We start from the raw sequence: 13,353 nt of genomic DNA on the forward strand, positions 1-13,353 counted from the left end.
ACGTTGATCATTATGGGTGCTAACGGATTAGTTTGCCATCGGTGCAGACGCAATATCGTTTCAATGCGTAAAATGAGGCAGTATTTAGGTTTAACGACATACTGTTACTTAGCAACACAGGCCGTTACAAGCCTGTGTTGGAAAGCAAATTAGGATACGCTCAATGAACACTCAAACACGACTCGAAGCGATTAAACTCAGCGTGGAACAGAATGAGCTGAATTGGCCTAACGCTGATATCGCACTCGACCAAGATAATGACTCACTGGTGTTTACGCTCAAGGACTACGGTGACTTACCTGTTACCCTAACGTATTCCGACGAAGAGTGGCTGGTAATGAGCGAAGTGGCCCCTACCAGCGCTGTTGAAGATATCAACACCTTCAATGATGCTTTGCTACGTTTGGGCATGGCCTTACCTCTGGTCAGTGTTGGCATTCACACCCTTGGTGACGAAGATTACTACGTGGTTTATGGCCAACTATTTGCAGATTGCAAGCTCGAAGCGATCAGTGCGGAAGTTGAAGCCTGTGCTCAGGCCGCACTGGAAATTGCCGATTTAATCGACTGATTGCTCATGTGATTCAGTATCAACCGGTTGTTCGTCCTGCGTGCAAGCGTCGGATTGGTTCGTCTTAAGGAGTTACCCAATGTTACTACGCAAAATGTTTACCGCCCTACGCGGCAAAGCCACTGAAACCGGCGAAGCGATTGTCGATAGTCAGGGGATTCGTATCATGGAACAAGAACTACGTGACGCTAAAACGGCAATGAATCGAGCTAATGAAGAGCTTACTACCATCATGGCCAGACGCAATCTTGCTGCAAAAGAAGTCGATGCACTGTCCGATAAGATGGCTGAGTATGAAAAAAGCGCTATGGCTGCACTTGAGAAAGGTGAACAGAGCCTAGCTGAGGAAGTTGCCGGCGAAATTGCCCGCTTGGAAAGTGAGCGCGAAATCGCTCAGGCCAATGTCACCCAGTACGATGGCACCATCGAAGCATTAAAGTCGACTATTGCTAAATCGAAGGGTGAAATCCGCCGCGTTGAGCAGCAGATGTCTCACGTTAAGGCGACTGAAGCTGCACAAAAGGCGCAGGCTGCCGTGGCATCTCAACACGCTGGTCAAAATGCCAGCATGAGCAGCGCTGTTGCCTCTCTGGAGCGCATTAAAGAGCGCCAGGCACTGCAGGCTGAAAAGCTCAAAATTGGCGAATCACTGCAAGCCCAGGAGTCTGGGGCCGACTTGGAAGCGCGTCTTTCTCAAGCGGGTATCGGCAAACAGCAAACCTCAGGAAGCGATGTACTTGCTCGCCTAAAAGCCAAGCAAAATGCTGGCAACTGAGTGCCAGCGTTAACACTACCGCCTGAACACAAGGAAGAGTGACGCCATGCCAGTGCTACAACGGCTACTGAAAGTTTTAAAAGCCTCTACTATTAACGTCAGTTGGACGTTTCTGCTGCTGTTGGCGCTGGCTCATATGACAACCTCGTGGCTGCTCATGGGGCTCACCGGCGAAGAGGTCACGGGTTCACTGTCGTTGTGGCTGTATTTTTACGTCGTTACAGCGTCTACCGTGGGCTATGGGGATTTCTCACCAAGCTCAACTGCTGGGCAGCTGATCGCTGTGTTTTACCTAATTCCGGGCGGCATTTCACTATTTGCTGCCCTGATCGGTAAGGCAACCGTTACGGTGGGCAACTTTTGGAGGCAGCAAATGCAAGGAAAAGGCGATTACAGCGATCTTACTGGTCACACGGTAGTGCTCGGCTGGCATGGAGAAACCACTGAAAAGATCATTGATATTCTCAAAGCTGATCGGCAGCTACCCGATGAAATCGTGCTGTGTGTCACCAAAGACATCAACAACCCACGCCCGGGCGATCTAAAATTCGTCAAGGGTGATAGCTTCGCCAATATGGCGCTGCTCAAACGCGCCGGTGTTGAAAATGCTAGCCGTATTATTATCTATGATGGCAGCGATGAACGCGTGGCCACCGTAGCGCTTTCCGCTTATAGCCTGAAATCTCCTGGTTGCCACATCGTTGCCCACTGCGAAAACCCTAATACCGCAGCGATGTTGCGGCGCACGCTACCTGGCATCGAATGCACTGAAGCCATGGCGCTAGAAATGCTGGTGCGATCAGCCACCGATGCTGGCATTAGCCGCGTCGTTAATGAGCTGCTCGCCGTGAACCACGGGGCCACTCAGTACCAAACGCAGCTGCAAGACATTCCCAAAGGCAGCACGTTTGGCCAATTATTCGCCTTAGCCAAGGAAGCGCATAATGCCACCTTGCTTGGCGTCACCTCCATTAGTGACGAAGCGAATATGCTCAACCCACCGTCTTCCCGTGAGCTGAGTGACGGCGATGTGCTGTATTACATGGCCTATGAGCGTCTGACGTCGGCCCACTTTTCATCTTTGCTGTCATGACACCCAGCCGCTTTATGGAGATTTATTACCATGCTTGGTTCACTTAAATCGTTATTTCGTGCCAACAGTAAAAGCGTGCAACAAAAACACACCAGCGAAACTGCCCAGCGTTCTAGCGGCCTGCCAGCAGGCATGACCCCAGACGATTTTAACGGCCTGCGGCTTGGTGGCATGGTGTCGCTCAATATGCTGTCGCTGAAAGCGTTTGATAGCCTGAATTTTGATGCCAGCTGGAGCGGTGAGACCCAAGAAATAGCCGCGGTCGGCGTCGTCGAACTCGGCCAAGGTGAACAGCTCGCGCGCTTTTATCTGGAAAATGACACCTGGATTCAGGCCTCTATTGCCAATGGCAAGGTGTTTGAATACAAACTGTTCGACTTCTTGTCGTCGCAACACGTTTCTAACCTTGAGTTTGATGGTTTGATCAATCAACCGGATAGCCAGAGGCCGTCTCATCCACTCGGCCAACAGCGCTTTACGCTGGAAACCGACAGTGAGACTCAAGACGACCTGAAACGCTATCAACGCGTCTGGGGCGCTGAAAATAGCGAATGGTCAGCACCGGTAGTGCTTGAAGAAACGGTGACCCGCGCCGATGGCAGCGGTATATCCCACGTCATGCACCACTGCATGCTTTATGAGCGCCATGATCAAGCCTCAGAGCGCTTTGAATATATCCTACTAAGCGCTGAAGCCGATGAGTTGGAAGGCAGTTATCAGTTAGTCACTAGCCTGGGCATTGATATCAGTGCGCTGATTATCGAAGCACACTGATTGCGAACCACGGCGTACGATTTACCACCTACGATTGACGACTAAAAAAGGAAACGATAATGGGCAATATCGGTATGTACTTGGCAGGCCTACCAGCGTTTTTCGCCTACCTGATCACCGCGGCCATCCTGCTGGTAGCGTTCATGGTCGCATACAGCAAGATTACCCCTCATCACGAATGGAAGTTGATTCAAGAAGGCAACGCCGCTGCAGCAACCGCCTTTGGTGGCGCCACACTAGGCTTTACCATACCGCTCTACAGCGCTATGGCGAACAGCGTGAGCTTCATTGATTTTATCGCCTGGGGCATCATCGCCTTTATCGTACAAATCGTTACCTTCTTTGCTATCAAGCTGGTACTGAAAAGCAAAGGTCAGAGCCTTTCCGGACATATTACCGATGGCCATATGGCATACGGCATTTTCGCGGCGACCGTCGCTATCGCGGTTGGCCTGCTCAACGCAGCGTCCATGATCTGGTAACGGGAGGTTTCAATGCAATCATCTAACCAGCCACCTCGCCGCAAACGCAGTTCTCGGCTGACCCTGGCTTTAATGGGCGCAGCCGGTACAGCCGCGCTAGCCGGCTGCGGGCAGTCATCCGCGCCGCAAGACACGCTGTCGGACGTCAACTTCTCCGAACCCAAGGCCTACCAGAACGTAGATGAGTGCGTAGCAGACGAGCTTTACACGCGTACCGCTTGTGAGGCGGCGTTTACCGCAGCCGTTGAAGCGGTTCCGCGCTTTGATTCCTTAGAAGCTTGCGAACAGGTACATGGCGAAGGGGCCTGTGAGCCACCACCTCAATCGGCTCAGCAGGGCCAAGGTGGCAGTTGGTTTGGCCCCGCGCTGATGGGCTATATGGTTGGCAACATGATGGCTAACCGCAATGGCGCACGGGTACAAAGCCTGTATCAAGAGCCGGTCTACCGCACCCGCCAGAATCGCGGCGACTGGAACGCTGCATCGTCTTCCGCTTCGTCACGGGTGGAACAACGTAATCAGGCTTTCCGATCATCGACAATGCAGTCCAATCAGCGAGCGACTCAACGCTCTGGGTTCGGTTCGCGCTCCAGCGCACGGGGTGGATTTGGCTCCTAAGCTAACCTTAGTTCGCTTAACCTCTTCCGTCGCCCTCACCTGTGCTAGCAAGGAGCCGCTTTATGTTGCGCGTTGCCATCCCTGAACGCCCTCAATGGCGCGAGCTGGCGCACCAGCTAGGGTTTCACTTCCATACGATTGAAGGGGAGCCCTACTGGACCGAGGATGCCTATTACCAGTTCACGCTGGAACAGATTGAACAAGACATCGAAGACCCCACCGAAGCGCTACACGAGATGTGTATGGATGCCGTGGACAGGGTTTGTCAGTCCGATGCTCTTCTCCATCAGCTGAACATTCCTGAAAGGATGTGGGGTGTTATTCGTGACTCCTGGCGCAGTGGACAACCTCACTTGTATGGGCGTATGGACTTTGCCTACAGCGGTAATGGGCCTGCCAAACTGCTAGAGCTTAACTACGATACGCCCACCAGCATTTACGAGGCTGGCTTCTTTCAGTGGCTGTGGCTTGAGCAGGTGATCGAACAACGCCTGCTGCCTGCTCATGCCGATCAATTCAACTCGATTCAAGAGCGTCTGATTGCAGCCTTCGCCCACATTGGGCAGCGCCTTGAGCGGGACACATCGGCACCTCCGTCACTACACTTCGCCTCTATCAAAGCCCATGAAGAAGATCGCGCTACAGTTGCCTATTTGCAAGACTGTGCTTTACAGGCAGGTCTTAACGCTCCTTTTGTTCATATCGAAGATATCGGCTATCAACCCGACACAGATCACCGCTGTTTTGTAGACTTGGAAAATCGGCCCATCCGTGCGCTGTTTAAGCTCTACCCTTGGGAAGAAATGAGTGATGACGCTTTTGGTGAGCTGCTACCCAAAATGAAAACCCACTGGTTCGAACCACCGTGGAAAGCGATCCTCAGCAATAAGGGTATTCTGCCGTTGCTCTGGCAATGGAATGAGGGCCACCCTAATCTGCTACCGGCGTATTTTGACACCAGTGATGGCACGTCGCTGGCCCCCGGCTGGGTGCGCAAACCATTTTTCTCTCGGGAAGGGAGCAATATTGAGCTGATAACCACGAGTGGCCAGTACGAAGCCGTTGATGGCCCCTATACCGACAACCCGCGTATCCTGCAGGCCTACCACCCACTACCGCGCTTTGGCGAACGGCATGCCCTGATCGGCAGTTGGGTAGTGGGTGACAGGGCGTGCGGCATTGGTATTCGTGAAGACGTTGGCAGAATTACCAAGGACTCGAGCTGCTTTGTGCCGCACGCCATTGTCTAAAGGCGTCTTTCGGTAGACTGCGAAGCCGTTACTCGCTGACTTCGGGACGCATCGCTGGGAACAGCAGTACGTCCCGAATAGAGGGGCTATCGGTAAACAGCATCACCAAGCGATCAATGCCAATTCCCTCTCCCGCCGTTGGCGGTAAGCCATACTCCAACGCGCGCACGTAGTCAGCGTCAAAATACATTGCTTCCAGATCACCGGCATCTTTCTCAGCTGCCTGCTCACGGAAGCGCTCAGCCTGATCTTCGGCGTCATTAAGCTCCGAGAAGCCATTAGCAATTTCTCGGCCACCAACAAAGAACTCAAACCGATCGGTAACAAATGGGTTGGCGTCATTACGGCGCGCCAGCGGGCTTACTTCTGCTGGGTATTCGGTGATGAACGTCGGCTGGTCCAGCTTGTGCTCAGCCACCTCTTCGAAGATCTCGGTCTGAATTTTACCCAGCCCCCAGCTCGGCTTTACTTTAATACCCAGGGTTGCTGCAACGGCTTGTGCGGCTTCCAGCGACTCCAGATCTGCATCGGTGATGCCGTCGCCATGATCCAAAATCGCTTGGCGTAGCGTCAGGCGATGGAAAGGCTGGCCGAAGTCGTAGCTAGCGCCTTGATACACAATAGTGGTGGTGCCCAGCACTTCTTGGGCCGCAGTGCGCAGCATGGCTTCAGTCATATCGAGCAGATCGCGATAATCCGCGTAGGCCCAATAGAATTCGACCATGGTGAACTCAGGGTTATGCCGCGTAGATAGCCCTTCGTTACGGAAATTACGGTTTATTTCAAACACTTTCTCGAAACCACCCACCACTAGGCGCTTGAGGTAAAGCTCAGGCGCAATGCGCAGATACATATCAATATCCAGCGCATTATGGTGGGTAATAAACGGCCGTGCCGCCGCGCCGCCTGGGATTGGCTGCAGCATCGGCGTTTCAACCTCCATAAAGCCGCGGGCTTCAAAGAAACGACGCATGGAGCTAATCACCGCCGCGCGGGTCTCAAACACCTTACGTGACTGCGGGTTCATGATCAGGTCAACGTAGCGCTGACGATAGCGCGCTTCCTGGTCAGTCAGGCCGTGAAACTTATCCGGCAGCGGGCGTAGGCTCTTGGTCAGCAGCTGCGCCTCTCTCATCATCACGTACAAATCGCCCTTACCCGACTTATGCACAGGGCCACGTGCGGCGACGATGTCACCGATATCCCATCCCTTGATGTCCTCAAGCAGGTCGGCAGGCAGCCCTTTTTTGTCCACATACAGCTGGATCTGGCCGGCCACGTCTTGAATCACGATAAATGGGCCACGCTGACGCATGACGCGCCCAGCCACCGACGCTTGATGATCAAGCGCTTCAAGCTCCGCTTTATCCTTTTCGCCTAGCAGGTTGTGTAGCTCAACCGTGAGACTGTCACGGCGAAAATCGTTCGGGAAAGCGCTCTTACCCTGCTCAGCGGCGCGCTCACGGCGAGCCGCGAGCTTGGCACGGCGCTCAGCGATTAGGTGGTTTTCGTTATCGAGAGAAGACGCGTCTTGGTTAGCCATTGGGCACCCTGTTCATGTTCAAACGCTAAAAAGATGACGAACCCCCTGATTAACTATTGCGCTTGACCATACTGCGTTAAAAATCGCCTCAAAATGCTCATTTACAACCCGTAAACTGCGCTTTTTCGTTGATTTTTGCCTTGTCTGGTCTGCGCTCATCACATTAATCAGAGGCTTCTTACAAACCCTGCTTTAGGCTGGCGACGATAAACTGATCTAAATCGCCGTCGAGCACTTTGTCGCAGTTGCTGGACTGAACGCCGGTGCGCAGGTCTTTGATGCGTTGATCGTCCAGTACATATGAGCGAATTTGGCTACCCCAACCGATATCAGCTTTAGAGTCTTCCGCTTCCTGCTTAGCCGCATTGCGCTTTTGCATTTCATGTTCCCACAGCTTCGCTTTTAACTGCTTCATAGCGAAGTCGCGGTTGGCGTGCTGGCTGCGCTGATTCTGACACGCCACCACAATGCCGCTAGGCTCGTGGGTAATCCTCACCGCTGAGTCGGTGGTGTTAACGTGCTGACCACCCGCACCACTGGAGCGGTAGGTATCTACCCGAAGGTCAGAGGGATTAATATCAACCTCAAAGCTATCGTCGATTTCCGGCGACAGAAATACCGATGCAAATGAGGTGTGACGACGGCCGCCCGAATCAAACGGACTCTTACGCACTAAACGGTGAACACCAGTTTCGGTGCGCAGCCAGCCGAAGGCGTAGTCGCCTTGTATATGCAGCGACGCTGATTTGATACCCGCCACTTCACCTGCGGAAATTTCGACAATCTCTGCTTTGAAACCGTGGCTCTCAGCCCAGCGTAAGTACATACGCAATAGGATATTCGCCCAATCTTGAGCTTCGGTGCCGCCCGACCCGGACTGAATATCGAGGTAAGCGTTGTTAGCATCCATTTCACCAGAAAACATGCGGCGAAATTCGAGCTTTTCCAGTGCTGCTTGCAGGCCATCAAGCTCTTTGCGCACCTCATCAACGGTGCCTTCGTCATCTTCCATCTCAGCAAGTTCGAGCAGGTCGCGGCTGTCAGCCAAGCCCTGGTCAAGCTCATCGATGGTGGCCACAATGGCTTCTAATGATGCACGCTCTTTACCCAGCTTTTGAGCGTAGTCTGGGTCGTTCCAAACGTTGGGATCTTCAAGCTCGCGGGAGACTTCTTCTAACCGATCTTTACGTTCGGCATAGTCAAAGATACCCCCTAAGAACGTCTGTCCGCTCAGACAGGTCCTTGATCTGGTTATGAATCGGATTTGTTTCCAACATGGATCGCCTAGCCTTGGTCAGTATCGCACGGTTCAAAAGAGACAGGCGCCGCTGGGACAGCTAGACGCCCAGGCTTAAAAAATGCCAACGCCAGCCGCCCCAGCGGCGGAATTCTGAGACGCATTGTAACGAAAGCCAACGCTTACCGCACCCATCCCGAAAAAGCTCGCCACGCAAAAAACCCGGCTTACGCCGGGCTAGTCACTCTTAACGATCTACAAAATAGCGCTAACGCACCGTCTATCAGAAGCGATAAGTAAGCTGAGCACCGAAACCATGGGCTTCGTTTTTATAGTCTGCTGAGTAGTTGGAGGTAATCGGTGGCGTTTGCTGACCGGCCACGGTGAAGCTGTCAGTTTTGCTTTGATCAATCTGGGTGCTGCGCTCGGTAAGGTACGAGTAGGCAACGTCCAAGGTTAGATCAGGCGTGGGGCTCCAGCCTGCACCAATCGAGAAAATCCGACGGTCGTCAGAGGGAATACGCACACTGCGAGTTTCATCCTGGGTGGGCGTAAAGTCTAGCGCCACCCCAGCGCGTAGTGCCAGCGTCGGCGTTAACTGGTACTCACCACCGGTGGAAAATGCCCACGCATTGGAGTAGTTCTGCTGCTCGTTAGTAATCTCACCACGCTCAGTGCCAGTAACCAGAATCTGGTCAAAGCGGCTCCAACGTGCCCAAGAGGCCCCAAACATCAGTTTGAGGTTGTCGCTCATTTGCTGGGTAAGCGAGAAGTTGATAGTTTCCGGCGTTGTTAAATCCAGCGCCGCGGTATCCGTCACTGTGCCTATGCCTAATTGATCCAGCACGGGTGAGTTCGCCGTAAAGCTGCCCTCAAGATTGAAATCTACTTTAGAGCGGTACGTTAAACCAAATGTTGTTTCAGGTGCAGGTTGGTAGATAACACCCAAGTTATAACCCCAGGCCTCATCATCGCCTTCCACACGTGAATCCACTTCAGAAAGGCCCAGCGGTGTTGCCACGGGCACCTGACGGCGAAGTTCACCCTCTACTCGGTTATAGGTAAGGCCAGCCCCCACAGACCACTGCTCGTTGAAGCGATAAGACACCGTTGGCTGAGCCGTCATCACTTTCACTTCGGTGTAATTACCCTGGTTACGGCCTTGGAAACCATCTTCATAGTCAGTTTTCGAGCCGAAGGGTGCATATACCCCAAAACCAAACGCTAGCTGTTCGTTAACAGGATGGGCATAAAAGGCAAAGGGGATTAGCGTACCTGGCACCATATCGCCGTCGTTAGAACCTGCCACTGGCAACGTATCTGTTGCGCCTCCTGTTGCTTGCAGGAAAGCAGGGCTACTCTGTGAAGCACGTACATTAGAGATGTCACTATTTACGTTGAGGAACGTGCCACCTGCAGTGATTTGGGCCCGGTCTAAAAACGACATACCCGCCGGGTTACCGTACACAATGGTTGCATCATGCACATTTGAGCTACGCCCAGCATGGCCATAGCCTTGGCCACTAACGCTCTGCTCGTTGATTTGATATCCACCTGCCTGCGCCTGACTGGCAAAAGCGACGGATGCGACTGCGGCCGCCAAGGTAAGCTTTTTAAATTTATTATGCATAGTGGGCCTCTCTTCCCAATGATCCGATGGATACATCCATCCACCTTCTTTGTTTTACCACGTCAGTTTTCGCCCAATGACCGCTTGGGATCAAGGGCAAACGAGCGTTTTATTTCGGTTTTGTCTTATACATTAGTCGAACGAGTGTTTTAAATCAGTGTTTTAGTCATTCCGACTGATGGTCCCAATACTGCTTGACCTATGTGTTACCCATAGGTTTTACACTAAAAAACATTCCTACTTCCACGCAGAGGACGTTATGCAGTCTGGAGCGATGAAGGTCGGCGAGCTTGCCAAACGCGGCAGCGTTACCGCTGAAACGGTTCGTCATTACACCCGCGAGGGGTTGCTGGCGCCAACCCGGCACCCTGATAACGGCTACCAGCTATTTTCAGCGACTGACTTAGAGCGTCTGAACTTTATCCAACGGGCGCGTAAGCTTGGCTTTAGCGTGGCAGAGATTCGCGACATTCTGGCTCACGCTGATCAGGGTGACTCACCTTGCCCACTGGTGCGCGATTTACTCTCTCACCGGCTACCGCAAATTCGTGAGCGCATTGCTGAGCTAGAGGCGCTAGCCCAGCGAATGGAACAGGCACTCGAAAGTTGGCAGGACATGCCAGACGGTACCCCAGACGGACATAGCCTGTGCCGATTAATCGAAAGCTTTCCCGAGGAGGCACCATGCAGTCACACGACTTGCAACCACAAACGCTGATTCGTACCGTGCCAGGCATGAACTGCCAGGGTTGTGTAAAACGCATGCGCGAAGCGATCCAGGCCAAGGACCCTAATGCAGAGGTAGTCGGCATCCCCGCTGACAAGCGCTTGGAAGTCGTCAGCACGCTAACGGATGAAACGCTTAACAGCGCGCTACACGATGCAGGTTACCCGCCTGGCGACGTGTCATTGGAAAAAGCGGCAGATGAAAACAGCGTCTCACCTAGCGAAGCTGACACCGCTGTTGACAGCGACACTCGCGTTGATGCTGATAGTCGCCAGGGAGCGACAGAAACATCACGCAGTGGCTCAGGTAACCAGCAGATTCGTCTAGCCATCAGCGGCATGTCCTGCGCCAGCTGTGTCAAAAGCGTGCAGAAAGCACTGGAAAACACCCCAGGGGTTGAAACCGCCAGCGTCAACTTCGGCACTCATACTGCCCAGGTATTTGGCCATGCAGATTCACAGGCGTTGGTTGATGCGGTGGATTCTGTCGGGTATAGCGCTGAGCCGATTGTCGATATGCGCGAAGCGGAAAAAACCCGCGCCGAACAGGAAGCCAAGCAGTATAAGCAACGCCTGAAAGGCAGCGCTTATGCCCTGGCACTGGCCCTGCCCCTGATGCTCAGCATGTTTGTCTACCACCCTCACCCTGTCGGTGGTGGGCGGCTTTTCTGGCTGGTGATCGGGCTTCTTACCCTCGCGGTCATGGCCTTTCCTGGTCGTCACTTTTTTGTTAACGCCTGGAAAAATTTCAAGCATCACCAGGCCAATATGGACACTTTGGTCGCCATGGGTACCGGCACCGCTTGGCTGTATTCTATGGCCGTGGTTGCCTTTGCACCCTGGCTGCCAGAGGTCGCTCACGGCATCTACTTTGAAGCTTCAGCCATGGTGATTGGCCTGATTCTGCTGGGCAACGCCATGGAGCTGAAAGCCCGTGGCCGCACCAGCGATGCGTTGAAGCGCCTTCTGGATCTACAAAGCCGTACCGCCCGGGTGATCCGCGACGGTGAGGAGCAGGAAATCGAGATTGACGCCGTACGCAGCGGTGACCATATCCGTGTGCGCCCTGGCGAGCGCCTGCCGGTGGATGGCGAGGTGCTCGAAGGCACCAGCCATATTGATGAATCCATGTTGACCGGCGAGCCGGTACCAGTGAAAAAAGCAGCCGGAGATGAGGTCAGTGCAGGCACTGTCAACGGCAAGGGCGGGCTTGTTTATCAGGCTACCCGAGTGGGTGCTGACACTCGGCTTGGGCAGATCACCGAGCAGGTGGCCAACGCTCAGAACTCACGCCCGCCGATTGGTGAACTGGCCGACAAGGTATCGAGTATTTTCGTTCCTTCGGTGATGATTATCGCCGTGCTGACGGCGTTGGTATGGTTTAACTTTGGTGCCGAGCCACGGGTAATTCATATGCTGGTCACCGCCACCACAGTACTGATTATCGCCTGCCCCTGTGCGCTGGGTCTGGCCACACCTATCTCAACCATGATAGGGGTCGGCAAGGCCGCTGAGCACGGCGTGCTGGTGCGCAATGGCGAAGCCCTGCAAACCGCCAGCAAGCTGACCACGCTGGTGGTCGACAAGACCGGCACGCTGACTGAAGGCAAGCCCAGCGTCACCGAGGCGCATACCCTTCAGGGCGATGAAGAGACCGCGCTTGGCTATGTGATGGCACTTGAACGTGGCTCGGAGCACCCGCTGGCAGCGGCGCTCACCGCCCATGGCGAAGACGCCAACGCAAAAGCAGCGGAGATCCGCAACTTCGACAGCGTCACCGGCGGTGGCGTCAAGGCCGAAACATCCGACGGCAAGGCCTTACTGCTAGGCAATGCACGCCTGCTGGAGAATGCGGGCATCGACCTGACCGGTGGAAAGGACACTGCTCGAGAACTCGAAGACAAGGCACGCACTCTGGTCTATCTGGCGGTTGACGGCCAGCTAACGGCGCTGTTCGGCATCAGCGACCCGCTGCGCGACGACACCAAGGCGGCCATCAAACGGCTGCAAAACGATGGCCTCAAAGTCGTGATGCTGACCGGTGATAATCAGCACACTGCCGCTGCCATTGCCCGCGAGGTGGGCATCGACGACTACCGCGCCGGCCTTTTGCCTGAAGACAAACATTCAGAGATTGAGCGCCTGCAGAAAGAAGGAGAAATAGTTGGCATGGTCGGCGACGGCATCAACGACGCCCCTGCCCTGGCACGTGCCAACGTTGGTTTTGCCATCGGCCAAGGCACCGATGTGGCGATTGAAAGTGCCGGTATGACGCTGATGCGCGGTTCGCTGCATGGGGTGGCAGATGCCATTGAGATCAGCCAGGCCACTCTGCGCAACATCAAGCAGAACCTAGTCGGCGCCTTTGGCTACAACGTGCTGTGCATCCCGATTGCCGCCGGGGTTTTCTACCCGCTGACCGGCATGCTGCTCTCGCCGATGATTGCCGGGGCGGCCATGTCGCTGTCCTCGATTACCGTGGTCAGCAACGCCAACCGCCTTCGGCTGTGGAAAACCCAGCGCAAAAGCGCTGCCAGCTACTCAGACACCACTGCAACACAGGAGCAACGCGTATGAGTATTCTGGTTAACTTGGCTGGCTTTGGCCTGATCGCTGCCATCGTCTGGTGGTTCTGGCTTAACGCTTGATAAGCA

The 13,353-nt window shown here is 54.1% G+C and carries 12 protein-coding genes; 9 read left to right on the forward strand and 3 right to left on the reverse strand.

Features of this window, described 5'->3' with window-relative positions; genetic code table 11:
* Positions 1-163: 163 nt before the first annotated feature.
* The 7 genes from CR46_RS0116085 (at position 164) to CR46_RS0116115 (ending at position 5,563) form a co-directional block, all read left to right on the forward strand.
* Positions 164-571: a DUF2170 family protein gene (locus CR46_RS0116085; protein WP_030074389.1), complete on the forward strand. Its 408-nt coding sequence runs from the start codon at positions 164-166 to the stop codon at positions 569-571.
* Between the two features lie 79 nt (positions 572-650).
* Positions 651-1,346, forward strand: coding sequence for a PspA/IM30 family protein (locus CR46_RS0116090; RefSeq protein ID WP_030074391.1), 696 nt, complete (start codon positions 651-653; stop codon positions 1,344-1,346).
* Between the two features lie 46 nt (positions 1,347-1,392).
* Positions 1,393-2,439 carry an ion channel gene (locus tag CR46_RS0116095; RefSeq protein ID WP_030074392.1) on the forward strand — a complete coding sequence of 349 codons (1,047 nt, stop codon included), beginning with the start codon at positions 1,393-1,395 and terminating at the stop codon, positions 2,437-2,439.
* 30 nt (positions 2,440-2,469) lie between these two features.
* Positions 2,470-3,213: a DUF2491 family protein gene (locus CR46_RS0116100; RefSeq protein WP_030074394.1), complete on the forward strand. Its 744-nt coding sequence runs from the start codon at positions 2,470-2,472 to the stop codon at positions 3,211-3,213.
* Positions 3,214-3,272: 59 nt separating this feature from the next.
* A complete protein-coding gene (locus CR46_RS0116105; protein ID WP_030074396.1) occupies positions 3,273-3,695 on the forward strand; it encodes a DUF350 domain-containing protein in 423 nt (140 codons plus the stop codon).
* Between the two features lie 12 nt (positions 3,696-3,707).
* Positions 3,708-4,313, forward strand: a complete 606-nt coding sequence (locus tag CR46_RS0116110; protein ID WP_030074397.1) for a DUF1190 domain-containing protein — start codon at positions 3,708-3,710, stop codon at positions 4,311-4,313.
* A gap of 62 nt (positions 4,314-4,375) precedes the next feature.
* Entirely contained in the window at positions 4,376-5,563 is a 1,188-nt protein-coding gene (locus CR46_RS0116115; protein ID WP_030074399.1) for a glutathionylspermidine synthase family protein, read from the forward strand.
* 28 nt (positions 5,564-5,591) lie between these two features.
* Here the strand turns inward: CR46_RS0116115 and lysS are convergent, their stop codons facing one another.
* The 3 genes from lysS to CR46_RS0116130 all read right to left on the reverse strand — a co-directional run bounded on the left by lysS (position 5,592) and on the right by CR46_RS0116130 (position 9,973).
* A complete protein-coding gene (gene lysS, locus CR46_RS0116120) occupies positions 5,592-7,106 on the reverse strand; it encodes a lysine--tRNA ligase (protein WP_030074401.1) in 1,515 nt (504 codons plus the stop codon).
* A 178-nt stretch (positions 7,107-7,284) separates the two neighbouring features.
* A protein-coding gene (gene prfB, locus CR46_RS0116125) for a peptide chain release factor 2 (protein ID WP_156963086.1) occupies positions 7,285-8,383 on the reverse strand; the annotation gives its coding sequence in 2 pieces (ribosomal slippage) (positions 7,285-8,307 and positions 8,309-8,383; 1,098 coding nt in all).
* A gap of 243 nt (positions 8,384-8,626) precedes the next feature.
* Entirely contained in the window at positions 8,627-9,973 is a 1,347-nt protein-coding gene (locus CR46_RS0116130) for an OmpP1/FadL family transporter (protein ID WP_030074404.1), read from the reverse strand.
* A gap of 274 nt (positions 9,974-10,247) precedes the next feature.
* Between CR46_RS0116130 and CR46_RS0116135 the strand changes: the two genes are divergently transcribed.
* Complete coding sequence (locus CR46_RS0116135) at positions 10,248-10,691, forward strand: MerR family transcriptional regulator (RefSeq protein WP_030074406.1); 444 nt, start codon at positions 10,248-10,250, stop codon at positions 10,689-10,691.
* The gene (locus CR46_RS0116140) at positions 10,658-13,276 is read left to right on the forward strand and encodes a heavy metal translocating P-type ATPase (RefSeq protein ID WP_035536925.1); all 2,619 of its coding nucleotides are present in this window, start codon (positions 10,658-10,660) and stop codon (positions 13,274-13,276) included. Before CR46_RS0116135 ends, CR46_RS0116140 begins: the two co-directional genes overlap by 34 nt.
* The last annotated feature ends 77 nt before the right edge of the window (positions 13,277-13,353 follow it).

It is taken from the genome of Vreelandella neptunia (assembly GCF_000712975.1).
Taxonomy (GTDB): domain Bacteria; phylum Pseudomonadota; class Gammaproteobacteria; order Pseudomonadales; family Halomonadaceae; genus Vreelandella; species Vreelandella qaidamensis.